Genomic DNA, 23382 nt, shown 5'->3' on the forward strand with positions numbered 1-23382 from the left:
AGTATTCTACCAAATCTCTGCCTTTAGGTGTTTGCCGACACTTAAAGGCATTTTCTATTCTTCCTTCATGCCATCCATCGTCACTGTGATCAGCCGGATTACTTCCAGTAAATCCTCCGGCACATCATCACCCTTTTTCAAACGTTTCAGTTCATTCAGAACCTTTGCCAGTTCATTTTTCAACGCCTTATACACTCTCGGATTTCCTGTCACTACAACCTCTTTTTCCTGCAATCTTCGGATAATATAATCCTGTTTAGTCAGACCGGACAATTTAACCGCTGTTTCCAGAAGTTCATCCTCCTCCGGTGATACCCGAAAAGCTACCGTTTTATTTCTCCAACGCCCCTGTCTATCCAAACATTTAGCTGACATACGCAAGTCCTCCTTCCCTATCATTTGGTTCTTCATTCATGTTTTCTGCATCCAACTGGTCTGCCATATCCTGCTGTACGGACGGGAACAGATGCGCATATCGGTAAGTGATCTTTTCTGCTGAATGACCAACCCTTTTTCCGATTGCCAGTGCTGTATAGCCCATGTTAATCAGCAAAGAGACATGGCTGTGTCTGAGATCATGCACCCGGATTTTTTTCACACCGCTTGCTTTGCATCCTCTTTCCATTTCATGGTTCAGATAATACTTAGTTACAGGGAAAATACGGTCATCCGGCTGCAGGCTGTAATATAACTTCAAACAATCCTGCATTTCGTCACATAAGAACTTTGGCATAGTTACAGTACGGACACTGTTCTTTGTTTTCGGAGTGCTGATCACATCTTCTCCCTTTAAACGCTGATAGGATTTGTTGATCCGCAACGTTCTCTTCTGGAAATCGAAATCCGCAGGAGTTAAAGCCAAAAGCTCCCCGGATCTGATTCCGCACCAGTACAATAACTGGAACGCATAGTAGGAAAGTGGTTTATCCATCATTTCTTCTGAAAACTGTTTATACTCTGCCTTTGTCCAGAAGAGCATTTCCTTGCTTTCTTCTGAGCCGATTGTGCCAGCTTTCCTTGCCGGATTCATGCTAAGATCATAAAACTTGATCGCATGGTTGAAAATCGTACTCAACTGTCCATGGATTGTTTTCAGATAAGTAGGGGATAAAGGTTTTCCTTTCCTGCTTGTCAATTTGCGAAGCTCATTATGCCAGTCCAAAACATCCTTTGCGGTGATTTCTGACACCTTTCTTTTTCCCAGATAGGGTAAAATCTTGGACTTGATAATATTTTCCTTTGTAAGCCAGGTACTCTTTTTCAGCCTTGGTCTCACATCTTCCTCATATAATTTGCAGAAGCTCTCCAGTTCCATATCCATACTGGCTTTCTTCTGGAGTATGAACTGCTGCTCCCACTGTGCAGCTTCTCTTTTTGTTGCAAATCCTCTTTTGCATTTCTGCTTACGTTCGCCGGTCCAGTCCTGATACCGTACCATAACGTACCATGTGTTATTGCTTTCAGTCTTGTAAATTGCCATTCTTAATTCCTCCCATCGTTTGATCTCGTTCCGTAGAACTGTTCGTAAAAATACTTCCGGTCAACTTTTCCTGCAATTGTCTGGCATCCCATCGCCTGTAATTCCCTGTTCAGCCTTTTCATCAGCTTATAAGCGTAGGATTCCGATACTTCCAGAACTTCCATGACCTCTTTTACATTCATAAACATTTTACTCATTGTAAAATCCCTCCTTCGTTTCTCACTATACATTTCTGTATAGTCCGTATGATACTATACTTTTTTGTATTGGTCAAGTGTTTCAAAACAAAAATTCTATACTTTTTTGTATGGTTTCTCCTTGTCTGTACTATACATATATGCTATACTCAATTTATCAAGTAAAAGACAGGAGATATGAGCATGGCAATAGGAGAAAGAATTCATCATTTTCGACTTCTGCGTGGATTCACGCAGAAATATTTAGGTCAACAGCTGGGATTCAGCGAATCACAGGCTGATGTCCGCATTGCACAGTACGAAAAAGGCTCTCGCAGTCCAAAGGAAAACTATCTGAATGCACTGGCTGACATTTTTGAGGTCTCCCCTCATGCACTCGCTGTACCGGACATTGACAGTTATGTTGGGCTGATGCACACCTTATTTACATTAGAAGACCTTTACGGACTTCATATTGGAGAAATTGACGGAGAACTCTGTCTCCGGCTGGATAAGTCCAAAGGAACCACCTACCTTTCTATGTTTGATATGTTCTACGCATGGCAGGAACAGGCAGAAAAACTAAAATCCGGGGAGATCACCAAAGAAGAATATGACCAGTGGCGGTACAATTACCCGAAAAAAACAACATAAAAACCAACGAAAAAAGGCCTTACCAAATTGATTTCACTCAATTCAGTAAGACCTTTTTTGTTGGTTTCACACATATTACCTGACAACCACCGGATTGCTGATAAATACTACCTAAATATCCGGTGTTATCATTTTGTTATCAAATAGAACTTCTTGTGCCCGGAAATGCCCTGTTTATAAGGGTTTCCAGAATTTTTTCATTATTCAAACTCAATCGTTCCCGGTGGCTTACTAGTCAGATCATAAAATACCCTGTTAACCCCCTTGACCTCATTGATGATACGGTTCATCACTCTGTTCAGTACCTCATACGGTACTTCAGATGCTTCCGCTGTCATGAAGTCAATGGTCTTTACAGCACGAAGTGCTACGGCGTAGTCATATGTTCTGAAATCGCCCATTACACCAACGCTTCGCATGTTGGTAAGGGCTGCGAAGTACTGGTTCGGCATCCAGGACGGCTCTTTGCCGTTTTCGGCTTTGTAAGCTTCTACGGCTTTGTCGATTTCTTCACGGTAGATGAAATCTGCATCCTGCACAATTCTGACCTTCTCTGCGGTAACCTCTCCGATGATACGGATTCCAAGTCCCGGGCCAGGGAATGGCTGACGGAATACCAATTTCTCCGGAATTCCAAGCTCAAGGCCTGCTTTACGGACTTCGTCTTTGAAAAGATCGCGAAGCGGCTCAATGATCTCTTTGAAATCCACGAAATCAGGAAGACCGCCTACATTGTGGTGGGATTTGATCACAGCGGATTCTCCGCCCAGTCCACTCTCTACTACGTCAGGATAAATAGTTCCCTGTGCCAGGAAATCCACAGCTCCGATTTTCTTCGCTTCTTCTTCGAAAATACGGATAAATTCCTCACCGATGATCTTACGCTTGGCTTCCGGCTCGGTAACTCCGGCAAGCTTATCGTAATATCTCTGCTGTGCATTGACACGGATGAAATTCAGGTCAAACTGTCCATTCGGGCCAAATACACCCTCAACCTCGTCTCCTTCATCCTTACGGAGAAGGCCATGATCTACAAATACACAGGTCAGCTGCTTTCCGATTGCTCTGGAAAGAAGTCCTGCTGCCACGGAAGAATCAACACCACCGGACAGAGCCAGAAGAACTTTACCGTCTCCTACTTTCTCGCGGATCTCTTTAATCGTATGCTCAACAAAAGCATCCATCTTCCAGTCCCCGGCACATTCGCATACGCCAAGTACGAAATTGGACAGCATGGTCTTTCCTTCTACTGTGTGCAGTACCTCCGGATGGAACTGGATCGCATACAGCTTCTTCTCTTCATTCTGTGCAACAGCAACCGGACAATCTGCTGTATGTGCAGCAATCTCAAATCCAGGTGCAACCTGGGAAATGTAGTCAGTGTGACTCATCCAGCAGATTGTTTTTTCGGATACGTTTTTAAAGATCTTAGAATCCTTCTTATCGATCAGAACCTCTGTCTTACCATACTCGCTGACATCTGCTTTCTCAACCTTACCGCCGAGGACATGCATCATAAGCTGCGCACCATAGCAAAGTCCCAGTACCGGAATACCAAGCTCAAACAATTCCTTCTGATAAGTAGGTGAATCAGCCTCATAACAGCTGTTCGGTCCACCAGTAAGAATAATTCCCTTGGGATTCATGGCTTTGATCTTCTCAAGATCGGTCTTATAAGAATAGATTTCGCAGTATACGTTACATTCTCTGACACGTCTTGCAACCAGCTGATTGTACTGACCACCAAAATCAATGACAATAACTAATTCTTTCTTCAAGGTTTTCCTCCTGTTTTTCCCTATAAACTCTCTTTCGTTTCCTGCACACAGCACCGCAATGCACAGAAATCTGGAATCTTCTTTCCATTATAAATGAGCCGGCCAACTTTTACAACGGCTAATTTCTTCCCTCTTGAATATTTTCAGATACAAGAACCCCATTTCTGCTGTAATAACGCCTTTCTTCCAATATGTTCTCTCCCAGAATGTGCACAAAAAACTTTCTCCGAAATCTCCAGTAAGATAATACAGACAGATTGCAGGAATAATTTTCCCGACACATGCGCGCTATATTTGTTGATAAATTTTATCCATTAATACTCTTGCGAAAAAGCCCCATTATGTTATGATTCAATTATGCTACATGTTAGTCTTTTCTAACACGCAGTCATAATTCACAGCGGCACAAATACCCGTGCACAAATGTATTTTGGTAACTGTTCAGAGCCAAGCGGATTTATGTGTAAAAGTGTGAATCATGCTTGCATGAATGAACACTTTTACACATAAATCCATTTGGCGGATACGCCACACCGACGAAATGCGAAGCATTTTGGAGGTTGGCTCTGAACAGTTACGTATTTTGTATCATTTCAAAAGGAGAAGCAAATGGAAAAGAAAAATGAAAAACAACCAGGCCTGCTAAAGCAGCTATTTGTTTTTGCAGGCAGCTACAAGTATCTAAGCATCCTTTCCGTGATTTTTGCAGGAATCAGCGCCTTGATCGCCCTTGTGCCATTTTATTATATCTGGCAGATCATGCAGGAAGTACTCCGGGTAAAGCTGGATTTTTCCCAGGCACAGGGAATCTCCTCCTATGGCTGGCATGCGGTTGGCTTTGCCCTTCTTGGCATGCTCCTGTACATCGCAGCCCTTATGTGCTCCCACATTTGTGCTTTCCGCGTACAGGCTTCCATGCGGACCATTATGATGGAACACATTATGACGCTGCCTCTTGGCTACATAGAAATTGAAGGAAGCGGAAAAATCCGCAAGATCGTTACTGATTCCAGTGCTGCCACAGAGACCTGTCTGGCCCACAATCTTCCTGACAAAGCAGTTTCCGCTGCCACACCTGTGGGATTGCTTATTATGATGTTTGTTTTTGACTGGAGACTTGGTCTGATCTGCCTGATTCCAGCTGCCCTTGGCTTCCTTTTCATGGGGTCCATGATGGGAAAAGAAATGGAAAAAAGCATGAAAGAATACCAGAATTCCCTGGAAACCATGTCTGCAGAAGCAGTGGAATATGTACGTGGAATTCCAGTTGTAAAAACATTCGGACAGTCCATTTTCTCATTCAAACGCTTCAAAGCGGCCATTGACGACTATGAGAAATGGACCATTGATTATACAAAAAAAATGATGAAACCAATGATTGGTTTCACTACAGCTGTCAACTCTACTTTTGCCTTTATTATTGTTGCAGCATACCTTCTCAGTGGCAGTGAGATCACACCAGATTTTGGCCTGAATCTCTTCTTTTACATTATCATCACACCGGTTCTTACCACCACTTTAATGAAACTTGCCTACGCAGGTGAGGCTCAGCTTCAGGTAAAAGATGCCCTTATGCGCATGAGGCAACTGATGGAAAAAGAGCCCCTTCCCGAGACCACAGATGGACAGGTTCCCGCAGATAGCTCCATTACAATTGATAACATTACCTTTACCTATGAAGGAGCTTCCAGAAATGCCATCGATCATATTTCCCTAAACGTAAAACCAGGCGAGCACATTGCATTTGTAGGCCCCTCAGGAGGGGGAAAAACCACCCTTGCTTCTCTGATTGCCAGGTTCTGGGATGTAAAGGAAGGCAGCATAAAAATCGGTAACGTAAACGTAAAAGATATCACCAGCAGAGAGCTGATGAATCAGATTTCCTATGTTTTCCAGGACAGTAAGCTGTTAAAAATGTCTATTTTAGATAACGTTCGGATTGGTAAGCCTGATGCCTCTGAAGCCGAAGTTATGAAAGCATTAAAAGACGCCCAGTGCATGTATATTATCGAAAAATTTCCGGAAGGAATCCATACCATGATCGGTGCAAAAGGCATCTATGTATCTGGCGGCGAAGCCCAGCGCCTTTCCATTGCAAGGGCGTTTCTGAAGAACGCTCCTGTGCTGATCCTGGACGAGGCAACTGCCTTCGCAGATCCGGATAACGAGCAGAAAGTACAGGCTGCTTTTGACAATCTTTCCAAAGATAAAACCGTGATCATGATCGCCCACAGACTTTCCACCATCACAAATGCAGACCATATTTATGTATTGGAAAACGGAAAAATCGCAGAAGACGGGCGCCATGACCAGCTTCTTAAAAACCATGGTGTTTATGCCCACATGTGGGAAGAATACAACAAATCAGTAAACTGGAAGGTAGGTAGTGCATTATGAATCTCATTGAAAAAGTAAAGCATAAATACGCCCTTTCTGAGCAGGGTGCACACGATATGATAAAGGCGATCATAGCCGTAACCCTTTCCAATCTTACCTTTATGTTCCCGGTTGGACTTCTTTATCTGCTATCCGAGGATATTTTAAGCGGCTCTTTTGACCGTTCCAGATTTCCCCTTTATATCGGAGGAATTCTCGCCATCCTTTTTTGCATTATCCTTACCACTTATTTTCAATACACTTCCACGTTTCTCTCCACCTACGTGGAAAGCGGCGTAAGAAGACGTACTCTTGCCGAAAAGCTTCGCAAAATCCCGCTGTCTTTCTTCGGAAAAAAGGATCTTTCTGACCTTACCAATACGATCATGGGTGACTGCGCCTGGCTGGAGACTGCTTCCTCCCATTTTATTCCTGAACTGATCGGTTCCATGATTTCCACCACACTGGTGGTGATCAGCCTGTTTTTCTTCAATGTCCCTATGACAATCGCCGCCATATGGGTTATGCCCGTTGCCTTTTTTGTGGTATTTGCTGCAAGACCAATTTCCCGCAGGCTAAATGCTGCTGCCATGAAATATAAGCTGGATTGCATGGATGGAATCCAGGAAGGCCTGGAAACCATGCGGGATCTGAAATCCTATAACGCAACAGCCACTTACATGTCAGGCCTGAATAAAAAAATCCAGGCAGTAGAAAAACATGCCGTCACAACAGAATTTATTAATGCATTATTTGTCTGCTCTGCCCAGATGATCCTGAAACTAGGCATCGGAACTGTAGGTCCTACCGGTGGTATCCTCTTTACAAAAGGAAAAATCGACGCCCTCACCTTTTTCATGTATCTGCTGGTCGTCTCCAGAATGTATGATCCTTTCCAGGTAGCCCTGCAGAATCTTTCCGCAGTTATCTCCACTGATACACAGTGTAAACGTATGGATGAGATCCTTAGCTACAAAGAGCAGACTGGTAAATCCTCTATGGACAACAAGGGCTATGACATTCATTTTGACCACGTTGCTTTCTCCTACGAAGACGGCGAACAGGTTCTGAAAAATGTCACCTTTACCGCGAAACAAGGGGAAGTTACTGCTCTTATCGGTCCTTCCGGAGGAGGCAAAACAACAATTTCCAGACTGGCCGCCCGCTTCTGGGATGCTGATAAAGGACACATCACAGTAGGACAAATGGATGTTTCCGATATTGATCCCGAGACCCTTCTTTCCCTGTATTCCATCGTTTTTCAGGATGTAACTTTGTTTAATAATACGATTATGGAAAATATCCGGATTGGCAAAAAGGATGCCACAGATGAGGAGGTTATGACGGCTGCCCGACTGGCCCACTGTGACGATTTTGTGGAAAAAATGCCAGATAAATGGGACAGCATGATCGGAGAAAATGGCTCTGAGCTCTCCGGCGGCGAGCGCCAGAGAATTTCCATTGCCAGAGCCTTTTTGAAAGATGCACCGATCATTCTCATGGATGAAGCCACAGCCTCCCTGGATGTTGATAACGAATCCCTGATCCAGGAATCCCTGTCCAAACTGATCAAAAATAAAACCGTTTTGATCATTGCCCACAGAATGCGGACCGTCGATGGTGTCGACCAGATCATCGTATTGAAAGACGGTGTTGTCGCAGAAAACGGCACCCCGGAAGAATTAAAAATGCAGAACGGAATCTACAAGCATATGATTGATCTGCAGCTTCAGGCTGAAAACTGGAAGTACAAGAATGCGTAATTATTTTTCTTTCTTCTTTTCATCCCAGTATACGCAGTCATTTCTTCCAACTACACTGGAGTCAAATGGTGTTCCGTCATTTTTCTTATAATGCTTCGTTGCCTTGAACACACATTTTGCCCCTACGAAAACAATAGGAACGTTGAAGTACACGATCAGGATATTTCCCAGATCAGAGAATGCCCACAGGTTTCCAAGCTCCAGTCCTGCAAGGTTGCACAGGATTCCGAATGCAGCCACAAACAATGCGATACAGCGTACGATATTGATGCATACCTTGTCTTTACGGATACGGTTTGCTGCGATTTCGGAGAAGCTGATCATGCCGAGAAGGCAGGTAAATGCAAACAGTCCAAAACATAATGTTACCAGAAATGTCATAATGGCATTCATAGATGTACCAGGTGTAAGTGCGGCGATAGACTCTGTAAATTTCGGCAGTTTATCAAGTGCCGCCCATGCCTGGGCACCTTCTCCAGTCCAACAGTGTGCCATAACCACAACAAAACCGGTAAGTGTACAGATTACGATGGTATCCAGAAAAACGCCAAGAGACGCAAGGATTCCCTGCTCACAGGGATGGTTCGCATCTGCTGCTGCCGCTGACATGGTGATCGTTCCCTGTCCAGCCTCGTTTGACATCAATCCACGCTTTACACCCTGTGCAAGAACCGTTCCCATCGCACCGCCGAAAAATGCCTGCGGTTTAAATGCTCCACCAAATACAGAAGTAAAGAAATATGGAATCTGTCCAACATTCAAAATGATCAGCACTAATACAACCAGAATATAAAGTACCGCCATCACAGGCACCATCATATCTGTCCATTTTGATACTTTTTTAATACCGCCAAATGCAATAACTGCTGTAAGAATTATAATCGCAGCACCTGCTATATAGTAAAAAAGTGAGTCCACTGCAATTGTTTTTCCGGTAAGGATTTCTGCCATTCTTCCAACAGAAGAAACCACATTAAAGCCCTGGGCTGGCAGACAGCACAGCGCATAAAGAATGTACAGAACGGATAAAAATATACCAATTCCTACACTATTTCCAAGTAATTTTCTTCCATAAAACGGAAGTCCACCAACGAACTCATTGTCTTTTTTCTCTTTAAAAATCTGCGCCAGAACAGCCTCCATATAGGCCACTGCCATTCCAAAAAATGCGGAAATCCACATCCAGAAAAGCGCTCCGGGTCCACCAACTGCAATAGCACCAGTTACACCGATAATATTTCCCGGTCCAACTCGCATGGCTGCACTTAGCAGGAATGCTGCCAGTGGAGTAATTCCCGTCTTAACAGAACGTTTCTCTGTAAGAAGGCAGATTCCCTTTTTAAAATGCGTCACCTGGATGAAGCCCAGCTTAATAGTGAAAAAAATACCAGATCCCAACAACACAATGATCGCCAGTGAGATATTTCCCAGAATCGGAATATTCCGGTACCACTCAAAATTGGTAGGAAAATCCCACAACAGATCCGATAACGGACCTATAAACCCAAATACACCGTTAATTGCCTCAAAAACACCCTGCATACTCATACCTCCCCTTTTTCATTTGATCATGCTTCTTTGCGCCGAAACTCATTTCTGAATGCATCCGCTCCTGGAATTTTCGGACATCTTCTTACAATTTCGTACGCATTTTGCATTATTTCTTTTTATTATACAGATTTTTCCGGCATAGTCCATTGTATTTTTAGGGAAATATATTGCAAAAAGTGTTTAGTTTAGAAGTTCTTTAGATTTTAATCATACTTTTTTCAATTCCTACTCACAGATTCATCACAAATTCCGCGTATATTAATAAACAAATAAAGCGAAAGCTTTTTTACATAGATTAACAATCAACTTTTTCTTTTTCATACTTGCCGGGCCTTTTGGTCCGGCCCTCCTTCTTTTTAGAAGGATTTTTTTGATTATACATATTTTTGTGGCATATAAAAACAACCACATCCAAATCCTTTTCGGACAAGAATGTGGTTGTTTCAGTATATTTTGCCCTCGTTCAGTCGGCGCAGCCAGCGTTTTGATGCTTACGCAGTTTATAAAAGATTACAATTGCTCAGGTTTCTCCACTGTATAAGCACTCTGATCCTGAATGGAAGTTGCACCTGACAGATCAACGGAATCACTGTAGGAACCAGTGGTAATGGTATACCCACTGTCACCTTCTACATAAACAGTTCCATCAGTTCCCTGAATAGTTACCGTTTTTCCATCATTATCTACAATTGTTCCCGCATTTTCCAGGGACGAAACTGTACTGTCTCCAGTAACTGTCCAGGTGGAATCTGCGCTTACATAAACATTGCAATATCCGTCTCCACCTTCACCAGCATAGCTCTCATCATTCACAACAGCACCTGTCAGGCTGCTGCCATCTGTAAGATAAAAATCCAGGTCACTGATAGAATCCCATATCACATTTCCCTGCATATCCTGGCTGATACCAGTAAAATGGCAGTCCGCTCCATTAGCTCCAGACTGTCCCCAGCCTCTCTGGTTGGTATTTCCTGTACACTGCAGGAAAAATTCGTTGTCATCGTTATAGTTAATATCCACGTTATTTAAAGTAATGGTGCTTTCTGTATTGGTTGTATAAAATACACCACCATTCTCAGATGTCAGACTTCCGCCATCCATCTGGAAGGTACTATTTCCAACCTCCGAATCCCCAGACATTCTCTGATAAAGAATTACCGTCCAGGTATTGTCATTCTGGTCCAGATCACTCATGTTTCCCGTTAAGTTACAGTCATAAAGATGAATGGAATTCAGTCCTTCTATGCAGACTGCTTCTGAACCGTTGGCTGTCAGACTTGCATTGCTGACTGCAATATCGGCTGTACTGTAAATGGCAGGAGAACCAACACCATTCGATACATAAGTTCCACCATCTACAACCATGGTTCCACCGCCTCTGTCGCTTCGGATTGCTGCGGAAGACTCTCCATCCGTCTCCACATTCAGATCCCATCCATACAAGGTTCCACCACCAGCCACATGAATACCGCCTGAGGTATCCTGTGTTGTCTTCACAGTTGTACCTGAAGCATATACCGTTCCGTCACCATACGCAAAAAGGCCTGCTCCACCAGCTGCATCTGTGGTCACACTGCCGTCTTTCACATAAGCAGTACCATCTGTTGCCAGAACCGCTGCACCCACACCATAAAAGCTGGAATTATCCCCTCCAGTACTTTCCCCGGAGGTTCTTGTGACCGTATCATTATCCAGCGTAACAGTTGCGCCAGAAGAGATCAACGCGCCATTCTCATCCGTACCAGTTGACTCAATTGTTTCATTTGATACGGTTGTATCTTCTGTATATTCATTTACAGCCGTATAGCTGTCCACACCCCGGGACTGGCCCCCAGGACCACTCTGTCCTGGTGCACCCTGACCATCCCCACCAGGGACTCCCTGCGCACCCGTTTCTATGGACATAACCGTAATCGTGGCTGCATCTCCATCCTCATCCAAAGTAATGGAAACAATATCGCCCTCCTGAATATCGGAAAGTGAGATTTCTGTACCCTCTGCATCCTGGCTGTCACCCTCTGGCTCCTCAGGTGTTTCCCCATCCTGATTGTCTCCATCTGGCTTCTCCGGTGCCTCTCCTCCCGGTTGTCCCATACCGCCAGACTGCTTTGTGATCACAGTATCCTCAGTAACGGCAATCGTCTGCTCCTCACCGGTCAGATCCAACATAGAAGGCGCCGCACTACCATTACCATCATCTTTTTCCTCCTGATTTGCCCCATTCTCTTCACTCTCGCCATCCGCTTCATCTCCATCCGGCTTCTCCGGTGCCTCTCCAGGCTGTCCCATTTCCTTCATAGTCCCAACCGCAATGGTAATCCCCGAATCAGAAACCGACTTAACCTCTCCAAGCACCACATTCTCCTGACTATCCGCATCATTCCCATCCGAAACTTCTGCATCCTCACCATTTTTCCCTGTCTCATCCACAGCTGCCTCCTTACTATCCTCCGCATAAACCATAGCCGGAACAGAAGTCGTTGCTACCATAATCCCCATCAAAACCGCTAAATATCTACGTTTCATACCCATTCATATCCTTTCTGTAATCATATTCACACGCTCCAGCGAAGCCCCTCATTACCGCTCCGCCCGAGTCATTTTGTTGTGTTCCTTATGACAACTAATATACAGACAAAATGTGTTCAATTAATGGGAAAACTGTGTTCATTCCGTGCGCACCCTCGTAACAAACTGTGAACTCCCGTCCACAGGCGCAATCCCTTCCTTTCCTTCCCCCCTCCCAGCCCAGGCGCTGCGTCACAACCTCCCCATCTCCCACTACCTCCCCCCGCAGCCGCCGTCCTGTTTCCCCCTCCGTCAATAACAATCCTCAAAACCAAGTATCACCTGCGACTTTTCCGAAATACACTGCCCCTTCCCCCTCCCAGCCCAGGCGCTGCGTCACAACCTCCCCATCTCCCACTACCTCCCCCCCCCGCAGCCGCCGTCCTGTTTCCCCTCCGTCAATAACAATCCTCAAAACCAAGTATCACCTGCGACTTTTCCGAAATACACTGCCCCTTCCCCCTCCCAGCCCAGGCGCTGCGTCACACCCTTCCCATCTCCCACTACCTCCCCCCGCAGCCGCCGTCCTGTTTTCCCCCTCCGCCAATAACCAGTGAGAGGAAGTGGGGGCCGCCTGGGGGCATTGGCGAAATGGGACGTCTGGCGAGCATAGCGACATAAACAATTGCACTGTCTGAGCCCTGCCAAGGGCGAGTTTGCAATTGTTTATGTCACTAGGCGGCGCAGCCAGACGCCCCATTTCGCCACCGCCCCCAGGCGGCCCCCACTTCCTCTCACGTCCCCTATACACACAAAAAAACAGGGCGCCTCAAGCACCCTGCTTCATCCTCTTAATAACCTTCAAACGTGTAAATTCCTCACGCTCCTTCTCCTCCAAAGCATTCGAAATATCCTTGGTAAGAGCCTCAAACTTCGGAATCGTAATATTCTTAAGCGCATTCGCCCTCTTCTGCGTCTTCTTAATATTGCTGGCCAGACGAATCGCCGAATTCTCAATCATAGACAACCTGATAGAAAGCTCCTTCACCTTCTCAAAAGCCGCCTTCGCCTCATCCAGAGACATCTTCGTACTATAATAAGCATATGTGGGCGTATTCCCCGACTTATCATACTCCACCAGCGGGATCTCCGTACCCATAACACTACGTGTCTTGATACGGATAGAATTCTCCACCGGCACCGTATGGGAAATCTGATACACAAACGCGATACCCATCTCCATATTCGCCTTCTGAAGGGCCTCATACGCAGTACGGAACGTCTCATCGATCTGTCCCTGGATATCCTTCGCCTGATCAACCAGATTCATCATCTCACGAATCAGAATATTACGCTTTTTATCCATCAGTTCATAACCCTGACGGGAAAGAGCAAGTGAATTTTTAGCCAGAATTAAATTACCTTTGGTCGGAAAGGTATTCGGATCCATTTACGTCACCTCACTCTTTATTTGGTCGTTTCGTGATAATACTGATCCAGGATCTTTGTATCAATACGGTCAAGTTCTTCCTTCGGAAGCATACCCAGAAGCTCCCAGCCCTTATTCAGGGTATCAATGATACTTCTGTTCTCTGTATCTGTCTGACCTACAAACTCAGACTCAAATGCTTTACCAAATTCCAGATACTTCTTATCCAGAGGTGAAAGCTCATCCTCACCGATAACAGAAGCAAGGGCTCTGGCATCTCCCACCTTCGCATAGCAGGAGAAAAGCTGGTTGGCAACATCCTGGTGATCCGCTCTTGTAAAGCCTTCACCGATACCATCCTTCATCAGACGGGAAAGAGACGGCAGAACATTGATCGGCGGGTAAATACCCTGTCCATGAAGCTGTCTGTCCAGAACGATCTGACCCTCAGTAATATAACCGGTAAGGTCAGGGATCGGATGGGTAATATCATCATTTGGCATGGTCAGGATCGGGATCTGGGTAACAGAACCGGTACCGCCAGCCACAATACCTGCACGCTCATACAAAGTAGCAAGTTCACTGTAAAGGTATCCAGGATAACCTTTACGGGAAGGAATCTCACCTTTAGAGGAAGAAACCTCACGCATAGCCTCACAGAAAGAAGTGATATCTGTAAGGATAACCAGGATATGCATACCCTTTTCAAAAGCAAGATACTCAGCTGCAGTCAGGGCGATCTTCGGAGTCAGAAGACGCTCTACTGTCGGATCATTTGCCAGGTTCAGGAACATAACAACGTGATCGGAAGCTCCACTCTCTTCGAAGGTTCTGCGGAAGAACTCTGCGACATCGTATTTAACACCCATTGCAGCAAATACGATAGCGAAATTCTCATCAGAATCAGCACCCAGAGAAGCCTGACGCACGATCTGTGCAGCCAGCTTGTCATGGGGAAGACCATTTCCGGAGAAAATCGGAAGCTTCTGTCCACGGATCAGTGTGGTCAGACCATCAATTGCGGAAATACCGGTATTAATATAGTTTCGCGGGTACTCACGGGTAACCGGGTTCAGCGGCAGACCATTGATGTTCAGGCTTACCTCAGGGGTAATCTCTCCAAGACCATCGATTGGCTGTCCGATACCATTAAAGGTACGTCCCAGGATTTCCGGGGAAAGTCCGATTTCCATAGGATGTCCGCTAAGACGTGTATGGGTGTTTCCAAGGGACATGTTGTCTGTACCCTCGAAAACCTGAATAACTGCTTTATCTTCGTATATTTCAATGATACGGCCAAGTTTCTCGGTACCGTCATCCATACGGAAGGAGACGATTTCCTCGTAGGAAGCGTTTTTAACGCCTTCCAGAACTACAAGAGGGCCGTTTATTTCACTAAGGCCTAAATATTCAATTGCCATAAAAAACTTACCTCCCTATCAGCCGTTTCTCTCTAATACATTATCGTAGAATCTGTCGATATCTGCCTTATACTGGTCAAACATCTCAGGTTTGTTATTCGGAACATCATATTTGATGGAAATAACACGTTCAAAAATATTGTCCTCTTTCAGTACGGAAACAGGCATCCCCTGATTTACAAGGGAACGGCATTTCTCATAAAGATAAAGGATGATTTCCATCATATTGAACTGCTTGCTCATAGGCACGCAGGTATCCTCTGCATGGAATGCATTCTGCTGAAGGAATCCAAGACGGATAACCCTTGCGATCTCCAGAGTCAGCTTCTGGTCATCTGGAAGGACATCACTACCGATCAGCTTAACGATCTCCATCAGGGAGCTCTCCTGGTTCAGGATCGCCATCAGCTGGTTACGGTCACTTACAAACTTGGCTGATACATGATCTCTGTACCATGGGCTTAAATCCTCCAGATACTCACTGTAACTTGTCAGCCAGTGGATAGCCGGGAAATGACGGGCATATGCCAGAGATTTATCCAGTCCCCAGAAGCAGCGTACGAAACGCTTTGTATTCTGTGTAACAGGCTCGGAGAAGTCACCACCCTGTGGGGAAACCGCTCCGATAATGGAAACAGAACCCTCTGTTCCATTTAAGTTCTGCATCATACCAGCTCTCTCATAGAAAGCAGAAAGCTTGGAAGCCAGGTATGCCGGGAAACCTTCCTCAGCCGGCATTTCTTCCAGACGTCCGGACAACTCACGAAGAGCCTCAGCCCAACGGGAAGTAGAGTCTGCCATGATGGCAACATCATAACCCATGTCACGGTAATACTCAGCCAGTGTAACACCTGTGTAAATAGAAGCCTCACGGGCTGCAACAGGCATGTTAGATGTATTGGCGATCAGAGTAGTACGATCCATCATCAGGTTGCCAGATTTCGGGTCGATCAGTTTACTGAAGTCCTCCAGAACCTGTGTCATCTCGTTTCCACGCTCACCACAACCGATATAGATAATGATATCTGCATCAGACCATTTTGCGATCTGATGCTGTGTCATGGTTTTTCCAGTACCGAAACCTCCAGGAATCGCTGCTGTACCACCTTTTGCGATTGGGAAAAGAGTATCCAGGATACGCTGTCCGGTTACAAGCGGTACACTTGCAGGGAAACGCTTGTAAGTAGGTCTTGGCACACGGATCGGCCATTTCTGTGCAAGAGCGATATCACGCTCACTGCCATCAGAAAGACGGACCGTTACGATGGGATCAAGGATTGTATAAGCTCCGTCCGGAACAGCCTTGATAACCTCAGCCTCTCCGATTGTAGGCGGAACCATGGATTTGTGAAGAATGGAAGCTGTCTCCTGTGTCTCTGCGATAATTGTGCCTGCGCTAACCATATCTCCTACTTTAACAGTTACATGAACATCCCATTTCTTAGAGGTGTCAAGGGAATCAACGCTGACACCACGGGAAATATATTTTCCGGAGGTTTTCGCAATCTCCTCCAGCGGACGCTGGATACCATCGAAAATGTTATGAATGATACCCGGTCCAAGAAGAACGGAAATGGCATCGCCTGTTCCTATTACTGTATCCCCTGGCTTCAGTCCTGTTGTCTCCTCGAAAACCTGTACCGTAGTCATGCCTTTTTTCAGACCAATGACCTCTCCTACCAGTTTCTCAGGTCCAACATAAACCATCTCGGAAATCTTAAATCCCGGATCGCCTTTCAGATAGATAACAGGACCGTTAACGCCGTAGATAATACCTGTTTTACTCATGGCTCAGCCCTCCGTCAAATTTGAATTCTTTTTTCAGCTTCTCATAAGCGCCCATGAAAGAATTGTCGATCAGGATATTCTTAGCAGGGATCGTCGCTTTGATACCGCCCATAAACGGCTCGTCAGAAATCTCAACTGTAAATCCTGTTTTTGCAACGATGGAACGCTGTAATGCGGAATCTTCCGGGGAAAGATAGATAAAAATCTGGTCATTTCCCGCAAATTCTCTGGCCTTCTGGATCTTCTGGCAAAGATAGTCCTGGTATTCAGGGCTTTCCATGAAGTCTTCCAGATGGTTCTTCACTTCTACAAAAAGCTCATTTCTAAGCTCATTCTGTTTGGTTGTCCAGTCACGTCTTAAAGTCAGCTGCTCTGCAGAGAGTGCCTTGTTTACCTCACGGGTAGCATTCTCTGTCTCTGCTTTGATCTGTGCCTCGGCATCCATTTTTCTTGATTCTTTATGCTTTTTCAGCATTTCGTCAAGACTCTTCTTATGTGCATCCAGTTCGGCCTGTGCCTGTGTCTGGGCTTCCGCAACAGAAGTGTCGTAGAAATGCTGCAGTTTTTCTTCAATTGTCATGCTTGGTCTTCTCCTGCCTATAACTTTAAGCCAATGGCTTCGTTCACATATGAAGTGATAAAATCAGGTCCACGACCTGTACCATGCCTGTCAGGGATTTCGATGATCAAAGGCGTTTTATGGTTCAGCTTTACATCGTCCACGATCTGGGGAAACTCCCTGCCGAATTTCTCGGTCAGGAGAAGAATCCCGATTTCTTTGTTGGCGATTGCTTTCTCCAGAGCATCCTTCAGTTCCTCACGCTCATGGACTACCACGCCTTCCACACCTGCCAGTCTCATCCCTGTACAGGTATCGATGTTGTCACTGATCAAAAACATTTTCATAATTATAATTTACCGATGATCATGAAGGAAATGATCAGACCGTAAAGAGCAACACCTTCGGCAAGACCTACGAAGATAAGGGATTTACCAAGGATACTCTGATCTTCGCTGATTGCACCAAGAGCTGCACTTGCCGCACTGGCTACGGCAATACCACCACCGATACAGGAAAGACCTGTAACAAGAGCTGCTGCAATATATCCAAGACCTGTTGCAATACCTGCCTCAGTGCCTGCTGCAGCCTGTACAGAAGAGCTTCCTGCAAACATAACCATTGCTGCTACTAACATGGTACCAAAGAAGAAAAATGCATTTGTTGCGATTGTTGTTTTGTAACGTCCACGGCTCTTCTCGCCGATGAAATAATAACCAAATGGAACGATAATGCTTAATACAAGCGCTACTGCTAAGATAATCTGTGTCATAACTGTCATGATAATTGACCTCCTCGTGTTTTCACATTTGTAATGTCACCGTTTCATGCCGGGACATATAATAAATATCTCACAGAATATTTTTTCATATTTACTGCCATACAACAGCCTACTCAATATTGCTGTTCTTATCTCATGTTCATTGAATGAACCGTAAGTCTTATTTCGCCTCCGCGTCAGAACGGAAAGGCTCGAATTTTCTTCCGCTTCCTTTGTAGAAACGACTGAACATCTCGTAATACTCAAGTCTCAGTACCTGAATACCAACAATCAGGCCCTCAAGACCGCACACGAAAATATTTCCAAGAACGATCACAACCCAGTTCGGGCTTCCGTTCTCAGCGCCCGCCAGCATCAGCACAACCTGCATCATAGCTGCATGGCTGACTGCATAAGCTCCGATACGCACGAAGGAAAGTGTGTTGGAGAAGTAGCTCAGAAGAACCTCGAACATTTCGAAAAATCCCTGAACGATAAACATTCCCACACCGCCTTCAAAAGCGGCCGGCTTCTTTTCCACAAGGTTTGTAAGAGGCTCTTTTAAGAACATTACAAGCAGTGGCAGAATAAACATAATGCAAAGAACGATGCCGCCAGGAAGCTTATGGCCTGTCATGAACAGAGCGATTACGATTACTGCTGAGCCATAGAATACAAGGCCTGCAACAGAGTTGGTATCGAACCATACCTTCTCAGTGTCCTTTGCTTTCAGGGAATTCATAATATTAAAGATCATACACAGAAGAATGATTCCCATACCAAAGCCGATGGCTATAATAAATACGGTGTTCAGTTTTCCAATAAAAGGCACATCCATCATGGCATCCATCGGACGCAGCCAGATTGGTTCTATTATATCCTCAAATCCGAAGAAGCTGCCGAACATGAAGCCAAAGAATGTGGAAAAAATTCCGGCACAGCTAATGATTCCGGCAAGATCCATATGTTTGAACTTGTAAAGAAGGAATCCGCCAATAAGTAAAACCAGTCCCTGTCCTGCATCTCCGAACATAGCTCCGAAAATAAAGGAATAAGTAAGGGCGATAAACCAGGTCGGATCCATCTCCCCATAAGCAGGAAGGCCATACATTTTGGTGTACATTTCGAATGGCTTGAAAAGCTTAGGATTCTTCAGCTTGGTAGGCGGTGTCTTGTGTGCCTCCTCATGCTGCTCTTCCTCGATCAGACAGAAAATACGGGCATCTCCGGAAATATCATTCTGGAAAGCCTTGGCATCTTTCTCTGTCATCCAGCCGCAAAGAATATAAAACGGTTCCTTCGGCTTATAATCAGCAGACACATCCTCTGACTTATTATCGCCATGTGTGCAAGCTGCCAGCTTACGGATATCAAAGTTCCGTGAGAACTGGGAAAGTGTCAGCTTCGCAGAAGCAAGGTCTGACGCATATTTCTTAAAGAAAGCTTTTCTTGCCGCTTTGTTTGCATCCAGGTCAGCAATCACCTTTTTGTACTCTGCTTCCAGTGCTGTATAAGCATCCTTGGCAGTTCCATCATACTGATCCGGGACATAAATCTTTTCAAAGTGCATAGCAGAATATACGGCATGGATCCGCTGTGCTTCATGAACGGGAACGAAGTAAATTCCCCAGATATAACGGTCGTCTTCATCACATTTAATGAAAATCGTATCCAGATTATCATAAATGTAAGTTTTAAACTTCTCGAAATAACCTTTCTCAATCCTTCCAAAACGATAATGAATATAACGCATTTTCAGGATGGACTGCACATCAAAGTTTACATTTCGGAACGGATAAATGATACGGACGGATTCTGCAAGGGAATCACGCTTCTCCTCCAGCTCCTGGCGTGTCTTGTTAAGGACATCGGTCTCTTCTTTGATCTGCTGTACATTAGAGAGAGCTTTTTCGATTGGCAGTTTCTTCGCAGAAACCTGCTCCGGGTTCTCAACCTCTTCATAGAGACTTCCAACAGTGCTAAGAGCCTCTTTGTACGGATTGATCTCAAGGTAAGGGGAGAGATTCTTCACATCAGTAAGCTCTGTAAGAGCATTCTCCAGATGAATCTCATATCGGCAAAGATAAGTATTTACTACTCTGTCGATATCCTCCTTAGGCCCGGTAATGCTGACAAATTTCATTTTTTCAATCACATTGCTACCTCCGGGTTACTAATTGTTGTGAACATAACGCATTGCCTCGTCTGGATCTACCTGGTAGCGGACGCACTCCAGTGCGATGGTCAGACGGTTTACCTCATGTTCCTTGTGATAAAGATAAGAATACAAAACAGCTACTGAATAGGGATCCTTGCGGGCTTCCTTCTCCAGTACGGTCCGCAGCAGATTGTTGTAAAGCTCTTCCATGGAAATCAGGTTCAGCTGCTGATATTTCCGGCCGTACCAGGTACGGGCAAAAATCTGCTCCCCTTCTTCGCTGCTGGTAGCTTCCACCATAGCTGTGATTTCTTCTTTCTTTAGTTTATAATTCACGGGAATCAGCTGTGCGTAGATGGCTGCCGGCTCCATTTTGTAATAACGCTTGGATCTTAAGATGAACTGCAGATTCAGCATATCAAATTTCTCGCCATAAGCCTTGGTGATCTCGTCCAGATCATTTCCCTTGAATAACTTTTTGCGGACAGCCCAGATCTGATTGAAATAATAAAGATCAAGAGCCATTCCATAGTCAAATAAATGCCCATTGCCGTTCTCATATACGCTCTGAAGTGGAGCGTAGAATTCATTTCCCTTCAGGGCTGTCATGAATTCATCCATATTTCCGGCACCAGCCAGCCTGTCAATGTCCAGCTTGGAATGATGCAGGAAAAAGTCACGGTAAGGACTCATATCCACAGGATCAGTGCTTCTGTGATCAAAGAGGTTCGTAAGAATCTCTTTCAGAACACGGATTTCGTAGCGCTTGGAATAAAGTGCCAGAAATTTGCGCTGTTCTTTATTTGCAAAATTGTAAATACGGGAGAAATTTCCGAAAATAGATTTCTTCAGAAGCTTCTCGATCTCTCCTCGATGAAGATTATTCTCATCAAGATCAGACCATTTCTTCGCATATTCCGGCGTTTTCTTCAAATAGGAAACTACCTGTGGAACGTCCGAAAAACGGACAATTTCCTGAAGCTGCTCATCTGTCACCAGATGGCTGCTCATAGCGCGTATTTTCGTGGAAACTCCGCTGTAGGAAAGAACGCTTCCCATTACATCACTTCCTCCTGAATGATCTTTTCAAAAATTTCTCTGGAAAGGCGTTCGTGATTCTTAGCATAGTACGCGTCAAGCTGACTCAAAGATGCCTGTGTATCTTCACGCAGGGAAGACAAGCGCTTATCCTTCTCACCTTCAAGATTACGGCGAATTTCCTGAATCTGCTCTTCGGTCTGTTTCTCCAGCTGGGTGTCAAATTCCTTAGACTGCCTTTCCATCTCGGCTGAAAGAGCTTTCTTCTGCTGCATGGCATCCTTCATAATGCTCTCTGCAGTGGTCTCTATCTCGGATAACTTACCGATTATCTGTTCCATTTTTCCCCTCCTTTTCAATTTTTAAGTATGATACACCCATTTCACGCAAAATGCCAGTCAAAGTTTGCCTAAAATTTTCACAAAAAAACACTACAATTCCAGATAATGTGACTAAAAATTAACAATCTTTTCAAAATCAACCATATCAAAATCTTATAAAAGGTACGTGTATTCAATATAATAGGAAAAAACACCTTTTTTTCTCTGTTTTTGTGTATTTTGCCAGAATTCGCCGTTTTACCGGATTTCTCATTCCAATAAAGCTTTCAGCGGCCATTTCGCGCCCGTTCAATTTCAGTCATAGTCAGTCTTTCTAAAGCATGTGCCAAAAACTCCTCCTTTGCAGGCTTGGATATCAATATTATTGCGAAAAAACAGGAAATCATGTATATTAAACTGGATATATAATTTATGCAGCTTATTTGGGAAGTTAACTCTATCCGTTACCATGATGCCAGTACTCCATCCGGCCAGTAACCGTATTTTCAGCACCGCTTGTTTTTGCACTGAAAGTACAATTACCGGCTGGATGGAGCACCAGGGGCAAAAGTAAAAAATTTTATGGTGCAGTCACGAACCTTTTTCCGAACTTTTGCCCCTGGCATCTTACCATTTTTATATAAGATGTAATTTCAACAGGAGGAATTTGAATTTATGCGACTTAGAAATATACCAGGCGCCAAAGACGCAATTGAAGAAAGTATCTACGTGATCCAGAATCCACAGGAGAATAAAGGACACTGGGACAAAGTTTTCCCGCAAGACCAGCCCATCCACCTGGAAGTCGGCATGGGAAAAGGCCGCTTCCTTATGGATATGGCAAGAATACACCCGGAAATTAATTATATCGGAATCGAAATGTATGACAGCGTGCTTCTTCGTGCCATCCAGAAAAAGGAAGCACTTGCAGAAGAAGGACAGGAGCTTTCCAATCTGAAATTCATGCGCATGGATGCACGCCTTCTCCCAGAGGTTTTCGAAAAAGACGAGGTTTCCAAAATCTATCTCAACTTTTCCGATCCATGGCCCAAAGCCCGCCACGCTTCCCGCCGCCTCACCTCCCGGGAATTTCTTGCCCGCTATGACAAAATTCTGAAAGAAGACGGCACCATCGAATTCAAAACCGACAACCGTGGCCTGTTTGACTTTTCCCTGGAAGAAGTACCAGAGGCCGGCTGGAAGCTGGACGCCCACACCTTCGACCTGCACCATAATGAAGAAATGATGGTGGGAAATGTAATGACAGAATATGAAGAGAAATTTTCTTCTATAGGGAATCCTATTTGTAAGATGATTATCCGCAGATAAATACATGAAAAATGGACTTTTTTGTACGGTGTACAAGAAACAGCGTTGTGCGTATCCGGGATTTTCTGTGACTATTTGACACTGACATCATATTATAATGAAAGAACTCTTTTCCCAGGAGATTTTATTATGAAGCGAACCAGTCCCCTGCAGAAATATGCCGCCCAGTTCAGCTATGAACACAAAAATATGGGCAGCCACTTTTCCGGCATCAGAAAACATGCCAACGAGCTGTCGAAAACGCTGGACAACATGTTTCCAAAAGAGAAAAAGGAGAAAAAAGACTAGAGCCTT

Annotated in this window: 19 protein-coding genes and 1 pseudogene; 5 read left to right on the top strand and 15 right to left on the bottom strand. The window is 44.8% G+C overall.

The window, feature by feature from the left end; all coding sequences use genetic code 11:
* Nucleotides 1-54: 54 nt before the first annotated feature.
* Genes ACTQWB_RS12350 through ACTQWB_RS12360 form a run of 3 tightly spaced genes read right to left on the bottom strand, consistent with a single transcriptional unit; the run spans nucleotide 55 to nucleotide 1677 of the window.
* The gene (locus ACTQWB_RS12350; protein ID WP_022092899.1) at nucleotides 55-375 is read right to left on the bottom strand and encodes a plasmid mobilization protein; all 321 of its coding nucleotides are present in this window, start codon (nucleotides 373-375) and stop codon (nucleotides 55-57) included.
* Entirely contained in the window at nucleotides 365-1480 is a 1116-nt protein-coding gene (locus ACTQWB_RS12355) for a site-specific integrase (RefSeq protein WP_055261453.1), read from the bottom strand. The genes ACTQWB_RS12350 and ACTQWB_RS12355 overlap by 11 nt, the downstream gene beginning before the upstream one ends.
* Nucleotides 1481-1482: 2 nt before the next feature.
* A complete protein-coding gene (locus tag ACTQWB_RS12360; protein ID WP_005611072.1) occupies nucleotides 1483-1677 on the bottom strand; it encodes a hypothetical protein in 195 nt (64 codons plus the stop codon).
* 183 nt (nucleotides 1678-1860) lie between these two features.
* Here ACTQWB_RS12360 and ACTQWB_RS12365 point away from each other — a divergent pair.
* Nucleotides 1861-2307 (top strand): annotated as a pseudogene (locus tag ACTQWB_RS12365) (helix-turn-helix domain-containing protein); the annotation flags it as partial.
* A 203-nt stretch (nucleotides 2308-2510) separates the two neighbouring features.
* Here ACTQWB_RS12365 and guaA read toward each other — a convergent pair.
* On the bottom strand, nucleotides 2511-4088 hold the full coding sequence (guaA, locus tag ACTQWB_RS12370) for a glutamine-hydrolyzing GMP synthase (RefSeq protein ID WP_441501924.1): 1578 nt from the start codon (nucleotides 4086-4088) through the stop codon (nucleotides 2511-2513).
* Nucleotides 4089-4697: 609 nt separating this feature from the next.
* Here guaA and ACTQWB_RS12375 point away from each other — a divergent pair.
* Entirely contained in the window at nucleotides 4698-6485 is a 1788-nt protein-coding gene (locus tag ACTQWB_RS12375) for an ABC transporter ATP-binding protein (RefSeq protein WP_441501925.1), read from the top strand.
* On the top strand, nucleotides 6482-8227 hold the full coding sequence (locus ACTQWB_RS12380) for an ABC transporter ATP-binding protein (protein ID WP_441501926.1): 1746 nt from the start codon (nucleotides 6482-6484) through the stop codon (nucleotides 8225-8227). The genes ACTQWB_RS12375 and ACTQWB_RS12380 overlap by 4 nt, the downstream gene beginning before the upstream one ends.
* Here ACTQWB_RS12380 and ACTQWB_RS12385 read toward each other — a convergent pair whose 3' ends face one another.
* The 11 genes from ACTQWB_RS12385 to ACTQWB_RS12435 all read right to left on the bottom strand — a co-directional run bounded on the left by ACTQWB_RS12385 (nucleotide 8228) and on the right by ACTQWB_RS12435 (nucleotide 21780).
* Nucleotides 8228-9769, bottom strand: a complete 1542-nt coding sequence (locus ACTQWB_RS12385; RefSeq protein ID WP_441501927.1) for an alanine/glycine:cation symporter family protein — start codon at nucleotides 9767-9769, stop codon at nucleotides 8228-8230.
* Nucleotides 9770-10288: 519 nt separating this feature from the next.
* Nucleotides 10289-12304 (bottom strand): hypothetical protein, encoded by a 2016-nt coding sequence (locus ACTQWB_RS12390; RefSeq protein WP_441501928.1) that lies wholly within the window; start codon nucleotides 12302-12304, stop codon nucleotides 10289-10291.
* 811 nt (nucleotides 12305-13115) lie between these two features.
* On the bottom strand, nucleotides 13116-13736 hold the full coding sequence (locus tag ACTQWB_RS12395; RefSeq protein WP_441501929.1) for a V-type ATP synthase subunit D: 621 nt from the start codon (nucleotides 13734-13736) through the stop codon (nucleotides 13116-13118).
* A 17-nt stretch (nucleotides 13737-13753) separates the two neighbouring features.
* Nucleotides 13754-15136: a V-type ATP synthase subunit B gene (locus ACTQWB_RS12400; protein WP_441501930.1), complete on the bottom strand. Its 1383-nt coding sequence runs from the start codon at nucleotides 15134-15136 to the stop codon at nucleotides 13754-13756.
* 18 nt (nucleotides 15137-15154) lie between these two features.
* A complete protein-coding gene (locus tag ACTQWB_RS12405) occupies nucleotides 15155-16924 on the bottom strand; it encodes a V-type ATP synthase subunit A (protein WP_441501931.1) in 1770 nt (589 codons plus the stop codon).
* Nucleotides 16917-17504, bottom strand: coding sequence for a V-type ATP synthase subunit E (locus ACTQWB_RS12410; protein ID WP_441501932.1), 588 nt, complete (start codon nucleotides 17502-17504; stop codon nucleotides 16917-16919). Before ACTQWB_RS12410 ends, ACTQWB_RS12405 begins: the two co-directional genes overlap by 8 nt.
* A gap of 17 nt (nucleotides 17505-17521) precedes the next feature.
* Complete coding sequence (locus ACTQWB_RS12415; RefSeq protein ID WP_441501933.1) at nucleotides 17522-17830, bottom strand: V-type ATP synthase subunit F; 309 nt, start codon at nucleotides 17828-17830, stop codon at nucleotides 17522-17524.
* A 2-nt stretch (nucleotides 17831-17832) separates the two neighbouring features.
* Nucleotides 17833-18264, bottom strand: coding sequence for an ATP synthase subunit C (locus tag ACTQWB_RS12420; RefSeq protein WP_441501934.1), 432 nt, complete (start codon nucleotides 18262-18264; stop codon nucleotides 17833-17835).
* A 160-nt stretch (nucleotides 18265-18424) separates the two neighbouring features.
* The gene (locus ACTQWB_RS12425; protein ID WP_441501935.1) at nucleotides 18425-20398 is read right to left on the bottom strand and encodes a V-type ATP synthase subunit I; all 1974 of its coding nucleotides are present in this window, start codon (nucleotides 20396-20398) and stop codon (nucleotides 18425-18427) included.
* A gap of 18 nt (nucleotides 20399-20416) precedes the next feature.
* Nucleotides 20417-21460, bottom strand: a complete 1044-nt coding sequence (locus ACTQWB_RS12430) for a V0D/AC39 family V-type ATPase subunit (RefSeq protein ID WP_441501936.1) — start codon at nucleotides 21458-21460, stop codon at nucleotides 20417-20419.
* The gene (locus ACTQWB_RS12435) at nucleotides 21460-21780 is read right to left on the bottom strand and encodes a hypothetical protein (RefSeq protein WP_441501937.1); all 321 of its coding nucleotides are present in this window, start codon (nucleotides 21778-21780) and stop codon (nucleotides 21460-21462) included. Before ACTQWB_RS12435 ends, ACTQWB_RS12430 begins: the two co-directional genes overlap by 1 nt.
* A 654-nt stretch (nucleotides 21781-22434) precedes the next feature.
* Here ACTQWB_RS12435 and trmB point away from each other — a divergent pair.
* Both trmB and ACTQWB_RS12445 read left to right on the top strand, forming a co-directional pair.
* Nucleotides 22435-23088: a tRNA (guanosine(46)-N7)-methyltransferase TrmB gene (gene trmB, locus ACTQWB_RS12440; RefSeq protein WP_441501938.1), complete on the top strand. Its 654-nt coding sequence runs from the start codon at nucleotides 22435-22437 to the stop codon at nucleotides 23086-23088.
* 129 nt (nucleotides 23089-23217) lie between these two features.
* The gene (locus ACTQWB_RS12445; RefSeq protein ID WP_441501939.1) at nucleotides 23218-23376 is read left to right on the top strand and encodes a hypothetical protein; all 159 of its coding nucleotides are present in this window, start codon (nucleotides 23218-23220) and stop codon (nucleotides 23374-23376) included.
* Nucleotides 23377-23382 lie beyond the last annotated feature (6 nt).

It is taken from the genome of Blautia sp. HCP3S3_H10_2, from assembly GCF_052122375.1.
GTDB lineage: Bacteria > Bacillota > Clostridia > Lachnospirales > Lachnospiraceae > Blautia_A.

Excerpts from the sequence above, each read along its gene's own strand:
- ACTQWB_RS12350 (WP_022092899.1), bottom strand. The coding sequence starts at position 375 with ATGTCAGCTAAATGTTTGGATAGACAGGGGCGTTGGAGAAATAAAACG.
- ACTQWB_RS12355 (WP_055261453.1), bottom strand. The coding sequence starts at position 1,480 with ATGGCAATTTACAAGACTGAAAGCAATAACACATGGTACGTTATGGTA.
- ACTQWB_RS12360 (WP_005611072.1), bottom strand. The coding sequence starts at position 1,677 with ATGAGTAAAATGTTTATGAATGTAAAAGAGGTCATGGAAGTTCTGGAA.
- ACTQWB_RS12375 (WP_441501925.1), top strand. The coding sequence starts at position 4,698 with ATGGAAAAGAAAAATGAAAAACAACCAGGCCTGCTAAAGCAGCTATTT.
- ACTQWB_RS12380 (WP_441501926.1), top strand. The coding sequence starts at position 6,482 with ATGAATCTCATTGAAAAAGTAAAGCATAAATACGCCCTTTCTGAGCAG.
- ACTQWB_RS12385 (WP_441501927.1), bottom strand. The coding sequence starts at position 9,769 with ATGCAGGGTGTTTTTGAGGCAATTAACGGTGTATTTGGGTTTATAGGT.
- ACTQWB_RS12390 (WP_441501928.1), bottom strand. The coding sequence starts at position 12,304 with ATGAAACGTAGATATTTAGCGGTTTTGATGGGGATTATGGTAGCAACG.
- ACTQWB_RS12395 (WP_441501929.1), bottom strand. The coding sequence starts at position 13,736 with ATGGATCCGAATACCTTTCCGACCAAAGGTAATTTAATTCTGGCTAAA.
- ACTQWB_RS12400 (WP_441501930.1), bottom strand. The coding sequence starts at position 15,136 with ATGGCAATTGAATATTTAGGCCTTAGTGAAATAAACGGCCCTCTTGTA.
- ACTQWB_RS12405 (WP_441501931.1), bottom strand. The coding sequence starts at position 16,924 with ATGAGTAAAACAGGTATTATCTACGGCGTTAACGGTCCTGTTATCTAT.
- ACTQWB_RS12410 (WP_441501932.1), bottom strand. The coding sequence starts at position 17,504 with ATGACAATTGAAGAAAAACTGCAGCATTTCTACGACACTTCTGTTGCG.
- ACTQWB_RS12415 (WP_441501933.1), bottom strand. The coding sequence starts at position 17,830 with ATGAAAATGTTTTTGATCAGTGACAACATCGATACCTGTACAGGGATG.
- ACTQWB_RS12420 (WP_441501934.1), bottom strand. The coding sequence starts at position 18,264 with ATGACAGTTATGACACAGATTATCTTAGCAGTAGCGCTTGTATTAAGC.
- ACTQWB_RS12430 (WP_441501936.1), bottom strand. The coding sequence starts at position 21,460 with ATGGGAAGCGTTCTTTCCTACAGCGGAGTTTCCACGAAAATACGCGCT.
- ACTQWB_RS12435 (WP_441501937.1), bottom strand. The coding sequence starts at position 21,780 with ATGGAACAGATAATCGGTAAGTTATCCGAGATAGAGACCACTGCAGAG.
- trmB (WP_441501938.1), top strand. The coding sequence starts at position 22,435 with ATGCGACTTAGAAATATACCAGGCGCCAAAGACGCAATTGAAGAAAGT.
- ACTQWB_RS12445 (WP_441501939.1), top strand. The coding sequence starts at position 23,218 with ATGAAGCGAACCAGTCCCCTGCAGAAATATGCCGCCCAGTTCAGCTAT.